We start from the raw sequence: 19328 nt of genomic DNA, 5'->3' as shown, positions 1-19328 counted from the left end.
CAATGTGCAATGACGACCTGATCCGCCGGTTCGCCGGCACCTTCATCCTGCTGTCCGTGGCGCTCGGCACGTGGGTGAACCCGTGGTGGTTCGCCTTCACCGCCTTCGTCGGCTTCAATCTCGTGCAGTCGAGCATCACCCACTTCTGCCCGCTGGAAAGGATCCTGGGGCGCTTTGGCCTGTTCGGGTGCCGTCGCGGCTGACGGAGTATTACTGAATGGCTATATTATGGTCCAGCAACCACCCGGTGCCTTCTCGCCCTCGTGCGACACAGGAGTAGACCGCATGGCCAGGTCGATGTCTTCCGAGCTGCTCACGCTGGTGGCCGAGCGTTTCAAGGCGCTCGCCGATCCGGCGCGCCTGCGACTGCTCAACGCGCTTCGCCCGGGGGAGCGGACCGTCGGCGAACTGGTCGAGGTGACCGAGCTGTCACAGGCCAACGTCTCCAAGCACCTGGCGCAGCTGCACACGCTGGGCTTCGTGAAGCGTCGCAAGGAGGGGTTGTTCGTCTACTACGCCCTTGCCGACAAGGAGATCTTCCGCCTGTGCGACGTGATGTGCGGGCGCATCGAGGCCGAGCTGCGTGACCGCGAGCGCGTGATGCGCCCCACCGGGTAGCGACGCGCGCGCGCGGCCCGCGGCGCGCGGCGCGTGAGGCATCGGCGACAGGGGCGCTTCCACGTTGCGAGGGGGGCGCCCCTGTACCATCGTTGGGGGAGCCGGTGCACGTACTCTTGCCCCCTTCCATGGACTTCCTTCATTCCAAGCAGCAGCGCGCCGGGCTCCTGATCATCCTGCTGGGAATCGCGATCGTGTATGCGGTCGCGCCATTCGCCTCGGGGCTCCTCGGATCGGCGGTCTTGTACGTGTTGTGCGTACCGGTGTACCGGCGCCTGGCGCGACGCCTGAACGCCGACCTCGCGGCCGCCATCACGCTCGTAGGCGCGATCGTGGTCATCGCCTTCCCAATCGGGTGGATCATCTTCCTCGCTGCGGACCAGCTCCCCGACGCGCTGCGCAGCGCGCAGCAGAGCGCCTTCTTCCAGCGCGTCTCCGAGCTGCGCGTGGGGCGCATCCAGATCGGGAACGAGATCGCGAAGGCGAGCGGCTCGCTGATCCAGTGGGTGTCGGGGCAGGCGTTCGACCTCGTTGGCGGGGCGGCCAAGGCGACGCTCAACCTGGTCATCTCGTTCTTCGCGCTGTACTACATGCTGCTCTCGGCCAATCGGTCGTGGCGCGTCTTCCGTCGCGTCCTGCCGTTCTCGGAGGATACGGCCGACGAGCTACGGACGCGCTTCTACTCCGTGACGCACGCCACGCTGCTGGGGACCGCCCTCACCGCCTTGCTGCAGGGGACGCTGATCGGGATCGGCTTTCGCGTCGTCGGGTTCCCTAACGCGGCGCTGTGGGGCGTGGTGACCGCGTTCTGCTCCATTCTTCCCGTGCTGGGGAGTGCGATGGTCTGGCTCCCGGGGACGCTCGTCCTCGCGCTGGAGCAGCAGTACGGGATGGCGGCGATACTTTTCGTGATTGGTGCCGTCTTCGCCAGCAACATCGACAACGTCATCCGCCCCATCGTCTTCAAGCGCGTCTCCAACATCCACCCGATGATCACGCTCGTCGGCGCCTTTGCCGGCGTGACCATCTTCGGATTGTTAGGGATCCTGCTCGGTCCCCTGGCCATCCAGTACTTCTTTGTCCTGGTGCGACTCTACCGCGAGGAGTACATCGACAAGCAGGTCACGCGCACCATGGAGATGAAGATCCCGCATCCCCTTGCCGACCCCACGTGGGAGGTGGAAGAGCGGGACGCCTGATCGGACTGCCGAGACGGGCGAAGCGTATGGACGGGAGTGCCCCCCGGCGCCCCCCCCAGCATCGTGCAGCAACGCGAACGGCGCCTAACGGCGCCGTTCGCACTCCCGTCCCCCGTCCCCCGTCCGCCCCTAATCCCTTCGCAGCAACTCGAGGAAGCCATCCGCCGTCACCGGCTCCGAGAAGAGCGTCCCCTGCCCGTACTCGCACTTGAAGCGGAGGAGCTCGGCCAGCTGTTCCTCGCGCTCGATCCCCTCGGCCACGGTGCGCAGGCGCTTGAGCTTGCCCAGCGCGACGATGGCGCGCGTGGCGGCGTGCTCCTCGGGGCGGCGCGTGACCTGGCTGATGTAGCTGCGGTCGATCTTGAGGATGTCGACCGGGATGTCGGCCGGGTCCCCTAACGACGCAGAGCGTGACCCGTAGTCATCGATGGCGATGCGCACGCCCAGGGCGCGCACCTGGCGCAGCCGGTTGAGCGAGTCGGTCATGCTGCGCGCCAGCCCGCCCTCCGAGATCTCGAGCACCAGGCGGTGCGGCTCGATCTGGCTCTGCTGCAGCGCGGCGGCCACGTCGTCCACGAAGCGCGGGTGCAGCAACTGCCGCGGCGTGATGTTCACCGTCACGGTGAGCGAGCGGTCGGGACCGATCGTGTCCTGCCACACCTTGGCCTGCGTGCACGCCTCCTGGATGATCCAGCGGCCGAGGGGGATGATGAGCCCCGTCTCCTCCGCCACCGGGATGAAGGCCGCGGCGGGGATGAGCCCGCGATGGCGGTGGTTCCAGCGCACCAGCGCCTCCACACCGGCAATGCGGCGCGAGCGCAGGATCACGATGGGCTGGTAGACGAGCGAGAAGTCACCAGCCTCGATGGCCTTGCGAAGGTCATCTTCGAGCTTGTTGTGCGAGAGCGCCGGCTCGTGCACGCGCGGGTCGAACAGTTCGCAGGCGCCACGCCCGCGACGCTTGGCGGCGCGCAGCGCGACGTCGGCGTGACGAATCATGTCGTCCACCGAGTCCTCGGGCATGGCACTGGCAATCCCGAGGTTGGCATTGCCGATGAACTCCTTGCCGTCCACGAGGAGCGGCGCGGCAAACGCCTGCCCGATGCGATCGGCCACCTGCACGAAGTTCGACTCGTCCGTCATGTCCTCGAGGAGGATGGCGAATCGCGACCCTTCCACGCGGCCGGCCGAGTCGGAGGAGCGCAGGACGGTGTTGAGGCGCGTGGACGCCGAGACGATCAGCTTCTCCAGTTCCTCGACCTTGGCGCGGATCCCGCCGGCGCGGAAGTCGTCAAACTCGAGGTACAGCACGGCAAGCGGGAGCTGCAGGCGATGCGCGCGCGACAGCGCGTGTTCTGCGCGATCGCGGAACAGGGCGCGCGTGGCGAGCCCGGTGAGCGGGTCGCGGAGCCCCTCGTTCGCGCCTAACGCATCGCGCGGCGGTGCCTCGCGAAGCGCAATCACCACGCAGCGATCCACGGCGGCGTCGGCGAGGCGCGTTGCCGTGCACTCGGCCTCGAACCAGCTCCCGTCGGCGCGGCGCACGCGCCAGCGCTGCGGCAGGTGCAACTCGGCGCCGTCGGCCACGCGCTCGAGCGCCTGCGACGCCTCGGCCACGTTGTCCTCGTGGATGATCGAGGCCACGCGCCGCTCGCGCAGGTGCTCGGGCGACCACCCCAGGACGCGCTCGGCGCCGCGACTCGCATTGGCAATCACGCCGTCGCGCCCGGCAATGAGCACGGCGTCGGAAAGCTTGGAGAGAAACACGTCTTCGTTCATGGCATCGAAAGGGTCAGCCCCTGGAGGGGTCGAAGGGGCCGAAAGGAAATTCGGCGATGGCGGTTCGGGCGCGACGTTCGGCGCGGAGCGCGCCAGCCGGTTCCCCCACCACCAGCCGAGTCCCGCGACAATCGTCAGGACGCCGGCGGTCGCGGAGAGCACGGACAGCGTCACGCGGGCACCGCGCCGACGAGCTGTTGCCGGAGTTCGGGCACGAGGTCGAGGTCAGTGGTCGCTCGCGTGTCGTGGTGGAAGAGGACCGAGGGGTCGAAAGCTCCACCGACCGCGTCGAAAGGGAAGACGGTCGCAGCGTGTGGCTTCGCAGCAAGGACGCTTGGTGGAGTGTCGGCGTTGCATCGCGCATTCCTGAGTCGCACAACTGGGGTACTTTGGTGGTAATACGGAGCGGTCGACGCCGTACCGAGCTTCCATTCACATCACGACCGTGGTGCCATTGCCGAGCTGGCTAACGCAACTCCAGTTCCACGCCCCCTGGCTCCTGCTGGGCCTGTTGGCGCTCCCGGCCTGGTGGTGGTGGCGCCGCCGCCGGCGGCCGCCGGCGATCACCTTCTCGCGCGTGTCGCTGTTGGCCAAGGGGCCGCGCACGGGATCGTGGATCTCGCGCTCCCTCTTGGGGTTGCGAACCCTGGCCTTGGCCGGGCTGGTGATCGCCATGGCGCGCCCGCGGGTGGCGGGGCGCAGCGAGCAGTCCAGCAGCGAGGGGATCAACATCGTGATCGCCTTCGACATCTCGAGCTCGATGCTGGCCGAGGATTTCCAGCCGCAGAACCGGTTGGAGGTTGCCCGCGACAAGGTGAAGCAGTTCGTCGGCATGCGCGGGAGCGACCGGATAGGGATCGTCGCCTTCTCGGGGGAGGCGCTGACGCAGGTCCCGCTCACGACCGACTACCCGGTGGTGATTGCCGCGATCGATAACCTTCAACCGGGGCAGTTGGAGGATGGCACGGCGATCGGGACGGCCATTGCCACCGCCGCCAACCGGCTGCGGACGGCCCCCGGCCGCTCGCGGGTAATCGTCCTGCTCACCGATGGCGTGAACAATCGCGGCTCCATCGATCCCCGCACGGCGGCACAGGCCGCGGCGGCGTTCGGGGTGAAGATCTACGCGATTGGCGTGGGGACGGAGGGGATGGCTCCTGTCCCGGTGGGGCGAGGCGTGTTCGGGCTACGCTACGAGAACCGTCCCGTGGAGATCGACGACGCGCTCCTGACCGAGGTGGCGCAGAAGACCGGCGGCCGCTACTTCCGTGCACGCGACGCCGCAGCGCTCCAGCGCATCACCGAGGAAATCGACCGCCTGGAACGGAGCCCCGTGCGCACCCGCGTGTACACCCGGTTCACGGAGTTGTATCGATGGCCGTTGGGGCTGGCGATCCTCGCGCTGGTGTTGGAACTGGGGCTGGTGGCGTGGCGGGGGCCACTTCCTTAGGGAGAAGACGAGAAGACGGGAAGACGAGAAGACGAGATGGGGGTCGGGGACGCAGACTGCTGCGCCCGAGGGTCGAGACCTCGTCTTCTCGTCCTCTCGTCCTCTCGTCCTCTCGTCTTCTCGTCTTCTCGTCTTCTCGTCTTCTCGCTATCAGAGCCACTTCCTGCTCCTGAACAACCAAATCAACCCCACCCCCAGCACCAACTGCCCCACCAGCATGATCTCGAAACCGTACGGATGCCCGGCCAGCGGGATGCGCGTGAAGTTCATCCCCCACATACCGCTCACCACCACGAAGGGGACGCTGAGCGTGGCAACCACGGAGAGTCCCTTGGTCACGACGTTCAGGCGATTGGACACCTGGCTCAGGTACGATTCCATCGTGCTGCTCAACAAGTCGCGGTAGGTATCGAGCGAGTCGTTGATGCGGAGCATGTGGTCGTAGATGTCGCGGTAGTAGAGCTGAATGTCGGCGGGGAGGAGGGGCGACGGGCGGTTGGAGAGGACGTTGAAGATCTCGCGCTGCGGCGAGAGGTAGCGGCGCAGCGAGAGGACCATGCGCTTGACGGCGAAGATGTCGCGCAGCGCTTCTTCATCGAACGCGGCAAAGACGCGCTCCTCGAGTCCGTCGATGAAGTCGTCGACGCGGTCGAGGATGGGGAAGAAGGCGTCGACCGACACGTCCATGATGTGGTGAGCGAGCCGTGCGGCGCCGCGCGACACGAGGTCGGGGGTGCGCAGCGCCACGTCCGCCACCCGGTCCACGTTGGGCGACGCGCCCGAGTGCACGGTTACCAGGAAGGTGGGGCCGAGGAAGAAGTAGAGGTTGGCGGTCTCGAGGTCGTAAGGATCGTGCGTCTCTTCCTGGAAGCGCACCACGCGAAGCGTCACGAAGAGGTAACCGTCGTACTGCTCAACCTTCGGGCGCGAGACCGGGTTGAGGACGTCCTCGATGGCGAGCGGGTGGAAGTTGAAGACCTTCTCCAGCAGGGCGATCTGCTGCCGCGAGGTGGAGTCGATATCGACCCACAGCGTTCCCTGCGCCTCGCGAACGGCGTTCGCGATCTCGCGCACGCCAAGGTCCCGGTGGACCGCCCCTTCTCCAACGGCGAGGAAGCAGCGCGGGAGTCGGGAGTCGGACACGCCACCGGCAGCCGCCGTCGTCGCCGTAGCCGCACCGCCGTTCACGGTGGGGGCCGCGGCCGGGGGCGTGGTGGGCGGGGCGGACGAGCTGGGCGTGGTCGGCGGGGGAGCGTCACCGCGCTTTGGATCGTTCACGGAGAACTATCTCGGGTGATTACGGACGGAGTTGTCGGGGAGAGCCCCGGGTCACGAGGGGCGTCCTCTACGATTAGATTGCCGACTGTGAGAGTCAGGTTAGAGGACAAGGCTGTGGCGGCGGCCACGATCGACAGCGTCACTCGGCGTTTTGGACGCCGGTGGGCGCTTCGCGGTGTCTCGTTGACGGTGTCGCCCGGAGAAGTTGTGGGGATCGAGGGGCACAACGGAAGCGGAAAGAGCACGCTTTTGCGCATCCTCTCCACGGCCATCAAGCCAACTGGGGGAACGGCGACTGTCTTTGGCGCCGATGTGGTGCGCGAGGCGACGCGCGTGCGCGGCCTCATCGCCTTCCTCACTCACTACCCCGGCTTGTATGACGACCTCACCGCCGAGGAGAATCTCCGCTTCGCCTGCAAGATGCTGGGCGAGGACTTCGCGCGAATCCCGTCGCTCCTTGAGCGCGTGGGGTTGGAGCGCGAGGCCAGGGAAACGGTGCGCACCTTCTCTGCCGGGATGCAGCGCCGCCTCTCGCTGGCGCGCCTCCTGTTGCAGCGTCCGCGCCTTCTCCTGCTCGATGAGCCGTACAACAACTTCGACCCGGCGGGGATTGCACTCGTCAACGACGTGGTGCGCGAGACGCGCGCAACCGGTGGGGCGGCGATGATCGTGCTGCACGACCGGCACAGCGCCGGCGACATGCTCGATCGCCTCGTGGCCTTCAAGCAGGGGCTGATCCTCAGCGATGTCTCGCTGCGCGAGCGCGAGGGGGGTGAAGCGAGGGACGAGTCGCCCTTCACCCCTGAACTGGCCGAGGAGGTTCGGTGAGCTGGAGCGACGAATGGCGGCGCATTCGCGCGATAGTCTGGAAGGACCTCACCACCGAACGGCGCTCCAAGTCGGGGCTGAACGCGGTCGCCTTCATGGGGATCCTGGTCCTCCTCCTGTTCGGCTTTGCGCTTGGGCCCGACACGTCGGCGCTGCGAGCGGCCGCGGCTGGTGCGATGTGGCTCGCGATCCTGTTTTCCGGCGTACTGGCATTCAATAGGTCGTATCAGCTCGAGCTCGACGGCGGGGCGCTCGAATCGCTCCTGCTCTATCCCGGGTCGCGCAAGGCGATCTACCTGGGGAAGCTGATCGCGAACCTGGTGTTCGTCCTGATCGTGGAAGCAATCGTGATTCCGGCGGCGTTGGTGCTGTACCAGGTGGCGCTGCCGCCGGGGTGGCCGGCGATGGTGGGGGTCACAGTGCTGGGGACGGTCGGTTTCGTTACGCTTGGCACCTTCTACTCGGCCATGTCGAGCCGGAGCCGTGCGCGCGAGGTGCTCCTTCCGCTCCTTCTCTTTCCGATGCTGATCCCGGTCCTGCTGGCGGCGGTCGAGTCGTCGTCGGCGCTCCTGGCCGGCGATCCCATGTCGGAGGCAGGGGCGTGGGTGCGGTTGTTGAGCGCGTTTGATATCATCTTTCTCGTCGCCAGTGTGATGGCGTTCGAATACGTGATCGAGGTGTGAGATGGGAGTGACAGCTGCTGACCTGCGCGTGGGACCGGTTGCAACGTCGCGATCGCACGGCATGTGGCTCGGGGTCGGCGCGTTCGCGCTCCTGGCCGCGATGCAGGCCTGGGCGATTTCGATTTCGGTCCCGGACCGCGACATGGGACACCTGCAGAAGATCATGTATGTCCACGTGCCGGCGGCGTGGAGCATGATGATTGCCTACTTCATTGTCGCCATTGCATCGCTCCGCTACCTGTGGAAGGGAAAGGAGAGCGACGACCTCCTGGCCGCGGCGGCGGCGGAGGCCGGCGCGCTGATGACCGGGCTGCTCCTGGTGCTCGGGATGATCTGGGCCAAGCCCACGTGGGGGATCTGGTGGACGTGGGATGCGCGCCTGACGTCGTCGGCGGTGCTCTTTTTCATTTATGTCGGCTACCTGGTCCTGCGCGCCTTCGTGGACGACCCGGACCGCCGCGCCCAGTGGAGTGCGACGGTCGGTCTCCTGGGGGCGCTCAACGTCCCCATCGTGTACATGTCGGTGCGCTGGTGGCGCACGCTGCACCAGCCGCAATCGAATCCGGGCACGCTCGACCCCAACTATACGCTGGGGCTTCGCGTGAATGCGATCGCCCTGGTCATCATCCTCATCTGGTTCATCCGGCACCGCTACGAGACCGCGAAGATGGAGCGCGTTGCGGACCAGTTGCATGAGCAGCTCGTGCTGAGCGGGCGCGGAGGGATCAATGCCTGACAATCGTCCGTTCATCATCGGCGCCTACGCCGTCACGTGGCTGGCGCTGCTCGGCTACGCGGCGCGCCTGTACTTCGCGCGCGTGGAGGCGGAGCGTCGCTTGAAGAACGCAGCTGAGGACCTTTCCGGAGGGCAGTCATGAGCGGCAACGTCGAGGGACGGAAGCGCGCCACCTTGCTGGTCGCAGCGGTCATCGTCCTGGGAGCGTTCGGTTACCTGATGTACGGTGGCCTCGACAAGAACGTCGTCTACTTCCTCACGCCGCAGGAGCTGCTGGCCAAGGGAGCCAAGGCGGAGGATGTTCCGGTTCGTTTGGGGGGGATGGTGGCACCGGGGTCGGTCAAGTGGGATGCCGACAAGCTCGAGCTGCGCTTCCAGGTCATGGATGGCGTGAAGGTGGTCGACGTGCACTCCAAGGGCGCGCCGCCGCAGATGTTCCGTGACAACATGGGCGTGGTGTGCGAGGGGCGATTCAAGAACGGTGTCTTCGAGTCGACCAACCTGATGATCAAGCATTCCGAGGAGTATCGCGCGCCCAAACCCGGGCAGACGCCGCAGGAGATGTACAAGGCGATGTTCGAGACGCTCAAGCAGGACGCGAAGTCATGACCCGCCTGCTCGGGCACAGCGCCCTCCTGGTCGCGCTTTTCGTTGCGGCTGTCGGAATGGTGCTGGCCCCGATCGCCGTTCGCCGCACGCGCGACGACCTGGTGCGCGCGATGTACACGGCGACCTACGCGGTGTTTGCCCTGGTGACGGTGGCAACCTTCGCGATGATCTACGCGCTCATCACGCACGACTTCAGCGTCGGGTACGTGGCGCAGGTGGGGAGCCGCGCGACGCCGCTCTTCTACACGATCATCTCGCTGTGGGGGGCGCTGGAGGGCTCGATCCTCTTCTGGGCCTGGGTCCTCACGCTGCTGTCGGCGCTCGTCGTCTTCTGGAATCGCGAGCGCGAAGGGGCGCTGATTCCTTACACGACGATGACGATGCTGGCGGTCAGCGTCTTCTTCCTCATCCTCCTGGTGGGGCCGGCCGATCCGTTCACGCTGGTATCGCCGACGCCAGCCGATGGGCCCGGGCCTAACCCGCTGCTGCAGAACCATATCCTCATGGGGGTCCACCCCCCGCTGCTGTACCTCGGCTACGTGGGGATGACCGTCCCGTTTGCCTTCGCCGTGGGCGCCATGGCCGCCGGCGAGGTGGCGAGCGACGACTGGATTCGCCTGTCGCGCCGCTGGACGCTGGGGGCGTGGGCCTTCCTCACCGCGGCGATCATTGCCGGGATGTGGTGGTCGTATGAGGTGCTGGGATGGGGAGGTTACTGGGCGTGGGACCCGGTTGAGAACGCGTCGTTCATGCCGTGGCTCACGGCGACGGCCTTCCTGCATTCGGTGATGGTGCAGGAGCGACGCGGGATGCTGAAGCTCTGGAACCTGAACCTCATCGTCGCGACGTTCGCCCTCACCATCCTCGGAACCTTCCTCACCCGTTCCGGCGTCCTGTCGTCGGTGCACGCGTTTGGAGAAGGACCCATCGGGATGTACTTCCTGGTGGCCATCGCGCTCACGCTCCTGGTCTCGTTTGCGCTGGTGGCCGGGAACTCCGAGGCGCTGGCGAGCGAGGGGCGCCTGGATGGCGTCGCCGCGCGCGAGACGATCTTCCTCCTCAACAACCTCATGCTCACCGCCTTCACCTTCACGGTGCTGGTGGGGACGCTCTTCCCGATCGTGGCCGAGGCGCTGCGCGGGGTGAAGGTCAGCGTAGGGGAGCCGTTCTTCAACAAGATGACGCTCCCGCTGTGCGCGTCGCTCCTCTTCCTCATGGGGGTAGGGCCGGCTCTGCCGTGGCGCCGCGCCTCGAAGGAAGTCGTGCGCCGGCAACTCCTCCCGCCGGTGGTGGGCGCCGTGGTCGGTGCCATTGCCGCGATCGGTGCGGGGGCGCGCCATCCGTACGCGGTGCTGAGCTTCGCCTTCGCCGCGTTTGCGCTGGTGGCGAACATCCGCGAGTACGTGACCGGCATCACGGCGCGCATGCGCCTGCGCAACGAGGACGCGCTCACCGCGTTAGGCAGGCTGGTTGGCGCCAACCGGCGTCGCTACGGCGGCTATGTGGCGCACTTCGGCGTGATCGCGGTGGCGCTGGCCATCGCGGCGTCGGCCACCTTCCGCGCGGAGTACGAGGCCACGGTCAAGAAGGGCGCGTCAATGCCGGCGGGGGCGTTCGAGGTGAAGCTGCTCGACGTCTATGCGCGAGAGGAGCCGCAGCGTTCGCGCATTGCCGCGTCGGTCGCGATTCTCAAGGATGGCAAGGAGATCGGGCGACTCGACCCGGCGATGAACTTCTATCCCACGTCGCAGCAGCCCATTCCCACGCCCGACGTGCGCAGTCGTCCATGGGGTGACATCTATCTCAACCTGATGGCCTTCAAGCAGGATGGCTCGGACGCCACGCTCAAGGTGATCGTGGAGCCGCTCGTCCCCTGGATCTGGGTTGGCGGCGGGATCCTCTGCCTTGGCGCGATCATCTCGATGTTCCCCACGCGCCGGCGTTCGACGGCATGGTTAGGCGCCACTGCGGCCGACGTGCGCGTGGCGCCGTCGCCCGTTGCCGGTGGTGGAGCGATCATGGCCAGCGAGTCGCTGGAGGGAGCGGACTGATGAACTGGAAGCGCGCGGGGATAGCGGCGGCTGTCGCCGTTCCGATCATCGGCTTGCTGGGGTTCGGGATGACCCGCGACCCCAAGGATATTCCGTCGCCGCTGCCCGGGCGCGAGGCGCCGCTGTTCACGATGGCGGTCTTTGCCGAGGGGACGGGCGAGCAGCACCGGGCCACGGGCGACACCATTCGCCTCGCCGATCACAAGGGTGAAGTGGTGGTGCTCAACTTCTGGGCCTCGTGGTGCCTGGCGTGCCGCGACGAGCACGAGACGCTGTCGCAGGTGGCGGAGGTGTATGCGCGACGCGGCGTGAAGTTCTACGGAGTGCTCTACAACGACCAGCCGCAGAACGGAACGCGCTGGATCGCCGAGATGGGAGGGCAGAGCTATCCGTCGCTGCAGGACCCGCGCACGCGCGTGGCGATCGACTACGGGCTGTACGGCGTTCCCGAGACGTTCTTCATTGGGCGCGACGGGCGCGTGGCGTACAAGCACGTGGGGCCGGTGACGGCCACGGTGCTGGCGTCCAAGCTCGATTCGCTGTTGGCGCAGCCGGCGCCAGCCGGGGGCGGGGGCAATCCGTCGCTCGAGGGCGGGCCCGGCGACTCGGCGCGCAAGGTCACCGTACCCACGACGGGGCAGTGATGCGCGCTCGACTCTGGTTTGTCGCCGCCGCGTGGGGCGGTGCGCTCTTCTCCGGTGCGGTGCGCCCGATTGCCGCGCAGCAGACCACGGCAGGGGCCGCCCTCGCCGACTCGGGGATCGTGGGCGAGCGGAGCGCGCCGGTCTCCAACGATCCGGTGCTGGAGGAGAAGACGCGACAGGTTGCGTCGGAGCTGCGCTGCCCGGTATGCCAGGGGAACAGTATACAGGATTCCCCGTCCGAGCTGGCGCAGGAGATGAAGGGGGTCGTGCGCGACCAACTGGCATCGGGCAAGTCGCCGGACGAAGTAAAGGCGTATTTCGTGGCCAAGTATGGCGAGTGGATCCTGCTCGAGCCCAAGGCCAGCGGCTTCAACCTGGTGGCGTACCTGCTCCCGGTGGTCATGGTCGCGGCCGGTGGGTTGGTGATCTGGCGTGCCGTGACGAAGTGGACCAATGCGGCCAAATCCGGGGACGAATCGTCGCCGGAGTGAGCGAAGCCCGACGCGTCCGTACCGAAGTTACCTGACAAGCGTTAGGCGAAACCCGCAGGGCCGTCCCACAGGGGCGGCCCGTTGTCGTTGCGGAGGTGTGGTGTGGTCGAGGCTCGTTAGGAAAAACTGTCGTGCGCGCGTGCGTGAAGATTACCACGATGTCAGGGGTTTCCCCCGTGGCGTAGAGAAAGCACCTACGTAGAATTACGGCCGAATGAACGATTCATCAGGTGAGGATCGCTTGGCAGTCGAATTGTTGTTGGTGTGTGTGATCCATATCAGCAGGAGGTCGGGTCAATGACTAGGCGCAGTGGGATTCACTTGGCCGCCGTGGGCATCGGGGCACTGATGCTCATCAGCGTGAACGGCTGTGTGGACGAGAAGATCGTCTACCGGGACGGCCCTAACTACGCGGCGCCTCCGACGGCGGCCGCGAGTTTCCTTGGCTATACGGATGAAGCAACGAAGGCGACCGTGTGTGGGAGCTGCCACGTGTCGCAGCAGGCCAAGTGGCAGACGACGAAGCATGCGGGCGCATGGAACACGCTCGACAAGAGCGGCTCGATGCAGGGCTATTGCCAGCCGTGCCACACGGTGAACAACCTGGGCAACACGGTCACCGATACGCTGGCCGGGTGGCGCACCACGAAGGACGCGCGCTATCACGACGTGCAGTGCGAGAGCTGCCACTCCTCGGGGTTGGCGCACGTGCAGAAGCCGGCGCGCGGGCAGATGCTGGCCTCGGCCAAGGCCGACACCGGTGCAACGCAGACCAACGGCTGCTCCGAGTGTCACGCGGGAACGCACCATCCGTTCGTGGAAGAGTGGCGCCGCACGCGTCACGCCACGTCGTACACGCGAGCCTACAACGGCACAACCGCCACGGCCCCTGAAGTCCCGGGTGGCCCGCGCGCGGCGTGCCAGGGGTGCCACATCGGGCAGCGCGTGCTCGAGGCGTGGGGCGTGAACACGAACTTCGTCGAGAAGTCACAGGGCACGACTTCCGCAACCGCGCTTGGCGTGACGTGCGTCGTCTGTCACGACCCGCACGGTGGGTCCAACGCGAAGCAGTTGCGCTTCCCGATGGATTCGCGTGACGTGGAGAACAACCTGTGCATGAAGTGCCACTATCGCCGCGCCAACCCCGACTTCGCGGGGAGCCAGAATTCGCCGCACTCGCCGCAAGGGCCGATGCTCATGGGTGAGGCGGGCTGGTGGCCGCCGGGAGTGACGGTCGACACGTCGCTCGTGGCGACGCATGGCAGCGCGAAGAACCCGAAGCTCTGCGCGACCTGCCACCTCAACAAGTACGACGTGACCGACAAGGCGACGGGCAAGTTCGTGCAGACCGTGACCGGTCACCGCTTCGCCGCCATCCCGTGCGTGGACGCCAATGGCGCCCCCACGGCGAGCCAGACGTGCGCGACCACGTCGCGTTCCTTCAAGTCGTGTCTCGGCTCGGGCTGTCACAGCACCGAGGGCTCGGCTCGTGCGATCATGACCACGGCTGAGGGCGACATTCTCCTGCTCGCGAATGCGCTCCTTCCGATGCTGAACGACGCCAAGGTCCCGGCGGGCGACAAGGTGGCTGGCAAGGCTTCGACGTGGCGCGGGGCGACGTTCAATCGCAACCTCGCGCTGCACCCAGGGTCGGAAGTCCACAATCCGTTCCTGGCCAAGGCGCTGCTGAAGGCGAGCATCGCGCAGATGGCGAAGGACTACGGCATCACGCCGCCGATCGCCCTCCCGATGCTGGCACCGTTCGACCAGCAGATCCTCGGACGTCGCGGCAACAACTAGATGTGATGGGATGACGGACTCCCATTGAGCGAAGCGGGTGAACGGCAGGCATGCGTTCACCCGCTTCGTGCAAGATCCCCCTGCGCACGCGGGCCGTCCCGCGTGCACTCCCCCTCGCATGACCGCGATTGCCCCGACGGTGTCGTACGACATGGCGCGACGCGTGGCATCACTGGAGGCCATGCACGGCGCTGTGCCCGACTCGGTTCGCATGGACCAGTCGCCGTTGCCTGGTGGCGTGGCCACCGTCTTTCGCTTCCTCTTCTCCGGGGTCCCGCAGTGGATCCAGATCGGGGGCGTCGTCCTCGGCACCGTCCTCGGACTCATCGTCGTCTGGCTCGCCTGGAAGCGTCGCGCCGCCCTTGGTGCCTGGCTGGCCTCGCGCACGCGCGGCTACAAGCTGGCGTTAGGCGCCGGCGTCGGGACAACGCTCCTGGCCGCTGGCCTCGGCGGCGGCTGGACGTACCACTACATGATGCACGAGAACGACTTCTGCTCGAGCTGCCACGTCATGTCGTCGGCGTTCGGGCGCTTCCAGAAGTCGGAGCATTCCAAGCTGCAGTGCCACTCCTGCCACCAGCAGTCGATCTTCGCCAGCACCAAGGAGCTGTACTTCTGGGTGATGGATCGCCCGGAGAAGATCGAGGCGCATGCCAAGGTCCCCAACCGGATCTGCGCCGAGTGCCACATCACGCAAAAGCGCGACAGCGTCTGGCAGTTCATCAGCCAGACGGCGGGGCACCAGGCGCACATGAAGTCCGACTCGGCCTCGCTCAAGGACTTGATGTGCGTGAACTGCCATGCCCGCGAGGTGCATCGCTTTGCCCCGACCGACGCCTCGTGCAAGCAGTCGGGGTGCCACGACCAGATCAAGGTCAAGCTCGGAAAGATGGCCGACCAGACGTCGCTGCACTGTGCGACGTGCCATGAGTTCTCGCGCCCGATGGTCGACACCGCATCGGTCGACTCGGCGCGGGTAGGGCTCGTCCCGCTCAAGCCGCAATGCTTCTACTGCCACGAGATGCGGGAGAAGCTGGAGAAGGCTGGGCTCGACAAGGACCCGCACAAGGCGCAGTGCGGCATCTGCCACAACGCGCACAAGCAGGACCGGGCCGACGGCGCCATCAAGTCGTGCGCGACGGCCCAGTGCCACGCGAGCGCCGACACGTTGACGGTCTTCCACCGCGGCCTTGGCGACCACGCGATCGACGACTGCACCCAGTGCCACAAGTCGCACACCTGGAAGGTGAAGGGGAAGGAGTGCCTGAGCTGCCACTCCACCATCTTCGAGGATCGGCCGGCACGCCGCGGTTTGTTGCGAAAGGTGACGAACGCCGAGGCGCCAGTTCGCGGCAGCGGCGCCAGCGCGACGGTGCGCCGCCGGGGCGGGCCCTCGCCCGCGGATGATGGAGCGTACGATTCCGATGGGTGGAGCGACGTGACGCGCGGCGAGGATGCGCCGTTCGTTGCGCCGCCGGCGATGGACCAGGAGAAAACCACGCTCCAGGCGCAACAGCTCCCGCGCCCCGGGCAGGGCACAGCCGCGGACTCCACTTTTCCCCACTCGCGGCACAAGACGCTCTCCTGTTCGGCGTGCCACGACATGCAGACCGGGCACGCCACGCTCACGGTGCGCGACAAGGCGTCGTGCCAGGGGTGCCATCATGCGAAGGAGCGCGCCGACCAGTGCACCAGGTGCCACGAACCGCGGGAACTCGCCACGAGTCGTGCGGCGCGCGTCACGATCCACGTCTCGGTGCGCAAGATCGACAGCACGCGCACGCTGGGCTTCGAGCACGAGCGGCACCAGAAGCAGGCGTGCGCCACGTGTCACGCCGAAGGCGTGAGCAAGACGCTGGTGAAGCAGTGCACGTCGTGCCATCGCGACCATCATGACGTCGAGCGCAACTGCATTGCCTGCCATCCGTCGCCGCGTGTGGCGCACGAGCGCGTGACGCATGATGGCTGCGCCCGATGCCACAAGGATGCGTCAGCGGCGGCCTTTCCACCGACCAGGTCCATCTGCCTCACGTGTCACCGCGACCAGCTCTCGCACTTTGCGCAGAAGGACTGCGTGCAGTGTCATCGCGTGAGCTGGAACGAGGTGAAGATCGTGGAGGAGGTGAAATAGTGCGCTCCTGGACGCGATGCCTCGTGGCGGTCGTGGCGCTCAGCGGGCCTTTTGGCGAAGTGGCGGCGCAAGGCGTCCGCATCACGGGAGCCACGTGGGTGCAGTCGATCGACCTGCGCCCCTGGCGCGAGGACTCCCTGCCGGCGTCGGATGTCCCCGGAGAGGGAACGACGCGAACCACCGCGGACGGCAAGCTGGTGCAGTGTCCCGTCGACGCGAGCTTCTGCTATTACAACACATCCGGTATTCGCGAGCGCACCACGCCGCTGTTGCAGGACCTCACCTTTGCCGCGTGGGGGCTGGGGCGCGGGATCAGCGCCCACGCCCATGTTCGCGCGCGCAGCTCGCTGGGCGGCGCCGACCTGTGGCCTCGCATGGGCGACCGTTTCGATGCGCTCGATGCGTACGTGGAGATCGATCGCCCCAGCGGAAGGGCGAGGCTGGGGCGGGTGTGGGCCTACAGCGGGCTGGGGACCTACAACTTCGATGGCGGATCGTTGCTGCTGCGGCGCGGCGTGCAGTCGCTGGAGGTGTACGGCGGGCGCGCGCTGGTACAGGGGCTCAACGACTCATACACCACCAAACTGATTGGTGCAGTCGACGACATTCCTCCCGAGGACGATGGGATCCTCGTGGGTGTGCGCGTGCGCACGCGTCCCAGCGACCTCAGCTCGGTGTCGGCCGTCTATCAGCGCATCGTGTACCGCGATCGTTCGGCCCTCCTGTCGGAACGCGCGGGCCTCGATGCCTCGATGAGCATTCGCAACACGACGATCGATGCCTCGCTGGCGTATGACGTCACGGGGCGCGCGCTGAACGTGGCGCGCGTGCGCGCCGCCCGGCTCCTCCCGTTGCACCTGGAGGGGACGGTCGAGGCGCGTCGCCGACGCCCATTCTTCGAGACGTGGACCATCTGGGGGGCCTTTGCCCCGGTCGGCTTCGACGAGGGGCGCGCGGAGGTCGCGTGGCGCGCGCCGAGCGACATGTGGCAGGTGAGCGGGCATGGCGCGTATCGGGTCTACGCCGAGGATCACACCGGTGTCGACTACCTCCCGCTGCGCTCCGACGGATGGCGCACGGGAGTCGACGCGAGCTGGCTGCCGAGCCAGCGCTTCGCCGCGACGGTGAGCTACTCCGCCGACCTGGGGTTCGGCGCCTCGCGCACCGACGCATCGGTGGGGGCGCGATGGACGCCGACGCCGCGATGGGCGTTAGGCGCGAGCGCCACCGACTTCCAGACCATCTACGAGTTTCGCGTGGGAACCGGGCGCGTGCTCGGCGTGACGCTCGATGGGAGCGTGCGTGTGTCGGAGGACGTGCGACTGGTGGCGGATGGGACCGTCTTCCACCATCGCCTGTCGAGCGATGCGCCGGGCACCGACTGGAGCCAGCGTCGCGCGTCGGTGCGGCTGGAGTGGGCGCTGGGCGGCGATCCGGGGCTTGCGCGCGGAGCCGGCCGATGATGCGCCGCTTCTTTGTCACTCTCCGGCGCGGCCTGACTTCGCGGCGCTCGCGAATGGCAGCTGCATCGCTCGTGTTGGGAGTCGTGCTGCTGGCCGTCGTCACCGTCCCGGCGCCGGCGCAGGTCTATGGACGGCCGACGGTCGAAGCGTTCCCGCACAAGCGGCACGGGCGCCTCTTCCCGACATGCACGGGGTGCCACGCCGGGGCAACGACGGGTGACACGCTGGCGGTGATGCCGCCGCCGTCGCTGTGCGCGGAGTGCCACGACGGGATCATCAAGCCGCGCGTCCCGTACGTCGGCGCGCCGACGCGTCACGACTTCCTGCGCTTCGTGCACAAGGACCACGCCACGCGCGTGGATGCGCCGGGACGCTACTGCCAGACGTGTCACGCGGTGGCGCCGGGGGCCGACTGGATGGACGTCCGTCGCGCGCCGCCGGAAATCTGCCAGTCGTGTCACGCGACGATAGCCACCGGGCACCTGTCCGCTGACAGCCGCTGCGCGAAGTGCCACCTGGCGGCCGCGGCGTCGAAGACGCTCACCGCTGCGCATCTCTCGTCACTTCCCAAGCCGCCGTCGCACAACGTCGACCGCTACTTGTTGAAGCACAATCCCGACAAGGACACCGACGTCTCGATGTGCGCGATTTGTCACACGCGCGAGTCGTGTGCGCGCTGCCACGTGAACGCGGCCGACGTGAAGGCCATCACGTCGCTCCTTCCCGATGCACGCGTTGCCGCCATGCTGCGCGGCAAGGGGGCGACATATCTCACCCCCGACGATCACCGCGCCGACTCGTGGAGTTCGTCGCACGGACGCACGGCGTCGTCCAACACGCGGCGCTGCGGCGCCTGTCATGCGCAGCCCAGCTGTACTGTCTGCCACACCGGGACGATCGGGATGTCGGTGATCCGGCGGCTCCCCGACGGCCTCACCTCGCTCCCCGGCGTGCAGCTGGTGATTCCGCGCCGCGTCGTGAGGCCGGAGGCGCCCACGGGCTCCGATCCCACGTCGGGGATGCGGGTGGCGCTGCCGCACGCCGACCCCACCCGGACCGTAGTCCGCCCGCACCCGCTAGGCTTTGACAAGAAGCATGCGAGCGCGGCCGGAAGCGGGCGATTCACCTGCGAGGGGTGCCATGCCCAGCGCTTCTGCTCGGACTGCCACGCCGGGGAGTCGCGTCGCAACTTCCACGGCGTGAACTTCGTGGCGCGCCACGCACGCGACGCCTACGGGCGCGACATCGAGTGCGCCGGTTGTCACAACGCGGAAGTGTTCTGTCGCGGCTGCCATCAGAAGCAGGGGCTCGCGCGGGCGGGCCAGCACGCGTCAAATTACCACAACAGGCAGCCGCTATGGCTCCTGCAGCACGGGCAGGCGGCGCGACGGGGGATCGAGGGGTGTATCACCTGTCACGCGCAGCGCGACTGCCTGCGTTGCCATTCACAGCGAGGGTGGGGCGTGAATCCACACGGGGCTGACTTCGATGCGTCTCGCCTCGGGAAGCAGGCCTCCACGATGTGCCTCCGCTGCCACCTGACCGAACCAACAAGGGGACGTTCGTGA

18 protein-coding genes are annotated in these 19328 nt (G+C 67.2%); 16 read left to right on the top strand and 2 right to left on the bottom strand.

Annotated features, from left to right (window positions below):
- Positions 1-2: 2 nt before the first annotated feature.
- The 3 genes from IT359_07380 (at position 3) to IT359_07370 (ending at position 1817) form a co-directional block, all read left to right on the top strand.
- Complete coding sequence (locus tag IT359_07380) at positions 3-203, top strand: DUF2892 domain-containing protein (protein MCC6928797.1); 201 nt, start codon at positions 3-5, stop codon at positions 201-203.
- Between the two features lie 82 nt (positions 204-285).
- Complete coding sequence (locus IT359_07375) at positions 286-618, top strand: winged helix-turn-helix transcriptional regulator (GenBank protein MCC6928796.1); 333 nt, start codon at positions 286-288, stop codon at positions 616-618.
- 128 nt (positions 619-746) lie between these two features.
- The gene (locus IT359_07370) at positions 747-1817 is read left to right on the top strand and encodes an AI-2E family transporter (protein ID MCC6928795.1); all 1071 of its coding nucleotides are present in this window, start codon (positions 747-749) and stop codon (positions 1815-1817) included.
- Positions 1818-1946: 129 nt separating this feature from the next.
- Here IT359_07370 and IT359_07365 read toward each other — a convergent pair whose 3' ends face one another.
- Complete coding sequence (locus tag IT359_07365; GenBank protein MCC6928794.1) at positions 1947-3596, bottom strand: GGDEF domain-containing protein; 1650 nt, start codon at positions 3594-3596, stop codon at positions 1947-1949.
- 454 nt (positions 3597-4050) lie between these two features.
- On the opposite strand from IT359_07365, the gene IT359_07360 reads away from it, so the two are divergent.
- Positions 4051-5046: a VWA domain-containing protein gene (locus tag IT359_07360; GenBank protein ID MCC6928793.1), complete on the top strand. Its 996-nt coding sequence runs from the start codon at positions 4051-4053 to the stop codon at positions 5044-5046.
- Positions 5047-5196: 150 nt separating this feature from the next.
- Here IT359_07360 and corA read toward each other — a convergent pair whose 3' ends face one another.
- Positions 5197-6324 (bottom strand): magnesium/cobalt transporter CorA, encoded by a 1128-nt coding sequence (gene corA, locus IT359_07355; GenBank protein MCC6928792.1) that lies wholly within the window; start codon positions 6322-6324, stop codon positions 5197-5199.
- A gap of 87 nt (positions 6325-6411) precedes the next feature.
- On the opposite strand from corA, the gene ccmA reads away from it, so the two are divergent.
- The 12 genes from ccmA (at position 6412) to IT359_07295 (ending at position 19328) form a co-directional block, all read left to right on the top strand.
- Positions 6412-7152 (top strand): heme ABC exporter ATP-binding protein CcmA, encoded by a 741-nt coding sequence (ccmA, locus tag IT359_07350; GenBank protein MCC6928791.1) that lies wholly within the window; start codon positions 6412-6414, stop codon positions 7150-7152.
- Positions 7149-7835, top strand: a complete 687-nt coding sequence (locus tag IT359_07345; GenBank protein MCC6928790.1) for a heme exporter protein CcmB — start codon at positions 7149-7151, stop codon at positions 7833-7835. Before ccmA ends, IT359_07345 begins: the two co-directional genes overlap by 4 nt.
- A gap of 61 nt (positions 7836-7896) precedes the next feature.
- Positions 7897-8571, top strand: coding sequence for a cytochrome c biogenesis protein CcsA (ccsA, locus tag IT359_07340; GenBank protein MCC6928789.1), 675 nt, complete (start codon positions 7897-7899; stop codon positions 8569-8571).
- A complete protein-coding gene (locus IT359_07335; protein ID MCC6928788.1) occupies positions 8564-8713 on the top strand; it encodes a CcmD family protein in 150 nt (49 codons plus the stop codon). The genes ccsA and IT359_07335 overlap by 8 nt, the downstream gene beginning before the upstream one ends.
- Complete coding sequence (gene ccmE / locus IT359_07330; GenBank protein MCC6928787.1) at positions 8710-9180, top strand: cytochrome c maturation protein CcmE; 471 nt, start codon at positions 8710-8712, stop codon at positions 9178-9180. Before IT359_07335 ends, ccmE begins: the two co-directional genes overlap by 4 nt.
- Positions 9177-11231, top strand: a complete 2055-nt coding sequence (locus IT359_07325) for a heme lyase CcmF/NrfE family subunit (GenBank protein MCC6928786.1) — start codon at positions 9177-9179, stop codon at positions 11229-11231. The genes ccmE and IT359_07325 overlap by 4 nt, the downstream gene beginning before the upstream one ends.
- On the top strand, positions 11231-11875 hold the full coding sequence (locus IT359_07320; protein MCC6928785.1) for a redoxin domain-containing protein: 645 nt from the start codon (positions 11231-11233) through the stop codon (positions 11873-11875). Before IT359_07325 ends, IT359_07320 begins: the two co-directional genes overlap by 1 nt.
- Entirely contained in the window at positions 11875-12366 is a 492-nt protein-coding gene (locus IT359_07315) for a cytochrome c-type biogenesis protein CcmH (protein ID MCC6928784.1), read from the top strand. The genes IT359_07320 and IT359_07315 overlap by 1 nt, the downstream gene beginning before the upstream one ends.
- A gap of 297 nt (positions 12367-12663) precedes the next feature.
- Positions 12664-14166, top strand: coding sequence for a hypothetical protein (locus IT359_07310; protein MCC6928783.1), 1503 nt, complete (start codon positions 12664-12666; stop codon positions 14164-14166).
- A gap of 118 nt (positions 14167-14284) precedes the next feature.
- Positions 14285-16297, top strand: coding sequence for a hypothetical protein (locus tag IT359_07305; protein ID MCC6928782.1), 2013 nt, complete (start codon positions 14285-14287; stop codon positions 16295-16297).
- Positions 16297-17760, top strand: coding sequence for a hypothetical protein (locus IT359_07300; protein ID MCC6928781.1), 1464 nt, complete (start codon positions 16297-16299; stop codon positions 17758-17760). Before IT359_07305 ends, IT359_07300 begins: the two co-directional genes overlap by 1 nt.
- Positions 17761-17813: 53 nt before the next feature.
- The gene (locus IT359_07295) at positions 17814-19328 is read left to right on the top strand and encodes a hypothetical protein (GenBank protein ID MCC6928780.1); all 1515 of its coding nucleotides are present in this window, start codon (positions 17814-17816) and stop codon (positions 19326-19328) included.

The sequence above is a fragment of the Gemmatimonadaceae bacterium genome, from assembly GCA_020852815.1.
Classification (GTDB): domain Bacteria; phylum Gemmatimonadota; class Gemmatimonadetes; order Gemmatimonadales; family Gemmatimonadaceae; genus SCN-70-22.
Note: the sequence above shows the minus strand (reverse complement) of the source record. Positions and strands in the feature narration are given on the sequence as shown.

Coding starts and splice junctions, on each gene's coding strand:
- ccsA (MCC6928789.1), top strand. CDS start 7,897: ATGTGGCTCGGGGTCGGCGCGTTCGCGCTCCTGGCCGCGATGCAGGCC.
- ccmE (MCC6928787.1), top strand. CDS start 8,710: ATGAGCGGCAACGTCGAGGGACGGAAGCGCGCCACCTTGCTGGTCGCA.
- IT359_07315 (MCC6928784.1), top strand. CDS start 11,875: ATGCGCGCTCGACTCTGGTTTGTCGCCGCCGCGTGGGGCGGTGCGCTC.
- IT359_07365 (MCC6928794.1), bottom strand. CDS start 3,596: ATGAACGAAGACGTGTTTCTCTCCAAGCTTTCCGACGCCGTGCTCATT.
- IT359_07370 (MCC6928795.1), top strand. CDS start 747: ATGGACTTCCTTCATTCCAAGCAGCAGCGCGCCGGGCTCCTGATCATC.
- IT359_07310 (MCC6928783.1), top strand. CDS start 12,664: ATGACTAGGCGCAGTGGGATTCACTTGGCCGCCGTGGGCATCGGGGCA.
- IT359_07305 (MCC6928782.1), top strand. CDS start 14,285: ATGACCGCGATTGCCCCGACGGTGTCGTACGACATGGCGCGACGCGTG.
- IT359_07375 (MCC6928796.1), top strand. CDS start 286: ATGGCCAGGTCGATGTCTTCCGAGCTGCTCACGCTGGTGGCCGAGCGT.
- IT359_07320 (MCC6928785.1), top strand. CDS start 11,231: ATGAACTGGAAGCGCGCGGGGATAGCGGCGGCTGTCGCCGTTCCGATC.
- IT359_07325 (MCC6928786.1), top strand. CDS start 9,177: ATGACCCGCCTGCTCGGGCACAGCGCCCTCCTGGTCGCGCTTTTCGTT.
- IT359_07335 (MCC6928788.1), top strand. CDS start 8,564: ATGCCTGACAATCGTCCGTTCATCATCGGCGCCTACGCCGTCACGTGG.
- IT359_07380 (MCC6928797.1), top strand. CDS start 3: ATGTGCAATGACGACCTGATCCGCCGGTTCGCCGGCACCTTCATCCTG.
- IT359_07295 (MCC6928780.1), top strand. CDS start 17,814: ATGGCAGCTGCATCGCTCGTGTTGGGAGTCGTGCTGCTGGCCGTCGTC.